Origin of the sequence: Streptomyces sp. SID3343, assembly GCF_009865215.1 — a bacterium.
GTDB lineage: Bacteria > Actinomycetota > Actinomycetes > Streptomycetales > Streptomycetaceae > Embleya.
Genome location: NZ_WWJX01000537.1, coordinates 1 through 2,492, shown reverse-complemented (window position 1 = coordinate 2,492; position 2,492 = coordinate 1). Strand labels below are relative to the sequence as shown.

The 2,492-nt window shown below is 70.5% G+C and carries 3 protein-coding genes; 1 reads left to right on the top strand and 2 read right to left on the bottom strand.

Translation table 11 applies throughout. The annotated features are described in order from the left end of the window. Both GT354_RS16700 and GT354_RS16695 read right to left on the bottom strand, forming a co-directional pair. The coding region (locus GT354_RS16700; RefSeq protein ID WP_161357097.1) for a leucine zipper domain-containing protein at nt 1-467 on the bottom strand (467 nt) is incomplete at its 3' end. Nucleotides 468-827: 360 nt separating this feature from the next. After that, on the bottom strand, nt 828-1,754 hold the full coding sequence (locus tag GT354_RS16695; protein ID WP_161357098.1) for a zinc-binding alcohol dehydrogenase family protein: 927 nt from the start codon (nt 1,752-1,754) through the stop codon (nt 828-830). A gap of 83 nt (nt 1,755-1,837) precedes the next feature. On the opposite strand from GT354_RS16695, the gene GT354_RS16690 reads away from it, so the two are divergent. Continuing rightward, nucleotides 1,838-2,305: a MarR family transcriptional regulator gene (locus tag GT354_RS16690; protein WP_161357096.1), complete on the top strand. Its 468-nt coding sequence runs from the start codon at nt 1,838-1,840 to the stop codon at nt 2,303-2,305. The last annotated feature ends 187 nt before the right edge of the window (nt 2,306-2,492 follow it).

The following is a 2,492-nucleotide window of genomic DNA, read 5'->3' as shown; positions in this document are numbered from 1 at the left end:
GCCCTGTGGCCGCCGCCGTCGGGGATGTTCCCGAGCTTCTTGATGTCGACGTGGACCAGGTCGCCGGGTGCGGCGTGTTCGTAGCGGCGGATCGCCCGCCCGGTGGCCCGGTCGAGGTGGGCGAGTCGCGCGAGTTTGTAGCGGGTGAGGACGCGGTGCACCGTTGCCGGGTTCAGGCCGAGGAGGTAGGCGATGCGGGCCGGTCCCCAGCGGCGCAGGACGCGGACCTTGACGATCCGGCGCTCGGTTCGGGTCGGCGTCCGGCGCGGGCTGCGGTGCGGCCGCGAGGAGCGGTCGACCATCCCGGCCTCGCCCGCTTCGCGGTAGCGGGCAGCCCACCTGGCGGCAGTGGTGACGGACACCTGGAAGCGTTCCGCGGCCCGTCGCAGCGGCCAGAGGTCGTCGACGACGCAGCGGGCCAGACGTAGGCGTCCGGTCTCGGTCAGGGGTGCATTACGGTGGGGCATGAGGGCCTTCTGTCGTTCGGTGGAGATGTCGCAATCCACACCGAACCCGGAAGGCCCTCACTCGTTCAAGATCACAACGCCGTGCGTTCCGTCACCAACCTCCGTGGGCAATACATCTAGCCCTTTGCGCTGCCTGCTCTGTGCGGCGGGCGACGCGGCCGGCCATCATCGCGACGGCTGCTCAGGCGATGAAGGTCTGCGGAGTACGCGGCAGCGCAACGCGGGGACGACACGACCATCCGCACTTCCCCGGCATCGGTCGTCGAAAACGAACCACCGACCGCCGGGCGGGAGGCCGACGCCCGTGCTTCCCCCGGCGCGCCGGGGAAAGCAGCGTTGCCGCGTCGGGCCGTTGCCTGATCAAGGCACGAAGACCAGGCGTTCACTGGTCTTCTCGCTCCATGCCTGCGCGATCCGGGCCAGCGGCACGGCACGGGCCTGGACGTCGATCGCGCCCTCGGTCACCGCTTTCGCCAGCTCGGGCAGTTCGGCGATGAAGTCACGAGCTGGGACCGATCCGATGCCGCTGCCCACGATCTTCAGCCGCGTCGCACGCAGCGCCACGGAAGGGATCGGGGCCGACGCGCCCGCCATGGAGCCGATCTGGACCCAGGTGAGCGGGGCGGAGCGGTCGGCTCGGGCGGTGAGCATCGGAAGCATGGCCCCGGCGGCAGGAGCGCCCCACACGAAGTCGAGGACGACGTCGACGTCGGCTGCGGCGGCGACTTCGTCGAACGTGAGCGCCTGGTCCGCGCCGAGGTCGGGCAGCGCCTTGAGGCGAGTGGCGTCGCGGCCGACGGCGAAGACCTCGGCGGCGCCGAACCGCTTGGCGATCTGGATGGCCATGCGTCCGGCGTTGCCGGTGGCGCCGAGGATGAGAACGCGCTGCCCCTCACGGAAGGCGATGCGGCGGCGCAGGGCGACCCAGGAGGACATGCCCGGGTTCATCGCGCCGGCGATCCGGACGGGATCCACGTCGTCGGGCAGGACGACGCTCCGGCGGGCGTCGATCACGGTGCGCTCGGCGAAGGTGCCGAGGTTCGTGTCGTCCAGGGCCACGTAACGCAGGCGGCCCGAAGAGTCGCGCACGACGCCGTCGACGCCGGGCACCAGCGGGAAGACGCCGGTGGCGGAGTAGTGGCTGCCGTTGGCCTTGGCCCGGGCCAGGTGGTGCAGACCCGCCGCGAGGACGTCCACGACCATCTCGTGCTCGCCCTGCGCCACAGGTTCGGGGTGCTCGCCGTAGACGGGCGGCGCGTCGAATGCCGTAATCACCGCAGCATGCATGAGGAACTCCCACAGTTGGTTTGTAGTACCAATCATCACCAGAGTTATTGGTAATGCAAACAATGTCAAGTAGGGTGGCCGGCATGGTTCCCGACGATTCCACGGACGCCGTGGTCGACGGCCTGGTCCGCAGCGCCTTCCAGGTGATGGGTGTTCTCACCCGCATCGGCGCCGAGCACGACCTGTCCCTGACCCAGCTACGCGTGCTCGGCATCCTGCGCGACCGGCATCCGCGCATGAGCGACCTTGCGGCCTTCCTGGGCCTGGACAAGTCGACCCTGTCCGGCCTCATCGCCCGCGCCGAACGGCGCGGGCTGCTGACCCGCAGTACCGGCGCCAACGACAAGCGCGCCGTCGTCGTCCTGATCACCGACGCCGGACGCGACCTCACCCAGCGCCTGTACGAGGAAGTCCGGGACACCCTCGCGCCGGCCACCGACCGGCTCGATCCACAACAGCGCGAGCAACTCGCTCAGCTACTGGAGCGGCTCCTCACCACGCCCCTGTCGGCGACGCCGCGCCCCGAGCGCCCGGTGCGCGGTAAGCCCTGAGACGGTCGCCGAGCCGAACGGGGGCGAGCCCGAACGCGGGGAGCAGACACTCGGCGCGGCATCGGCGCATCGATCGGGAGCGGGTGAGGAACCTCGAAGTCCCGCGCCGGCACAAGGAGATCGTCGTCGCGTTTCGACGGGCGGCGCGAACAGGTTCGGCTCGCGGGTCCGCACTCGCGCACACCCT

Coding starts and splice junctions, on each gene's coding strand:
- GT354_RS16690 (WP_161357096.1), top strand. CDS start 1,838: ATGGTTCCCGACGATTCCACGGACGCCGTGGTCGACGGCCTGGTCCGC.
- GT354_RS16695 (WP_161357098.1), bottom strand. CDS start 1,754: ATGCATGCTGCGGTGATTACGGCATTCGACGCGCCGCCCGTCTACGGC.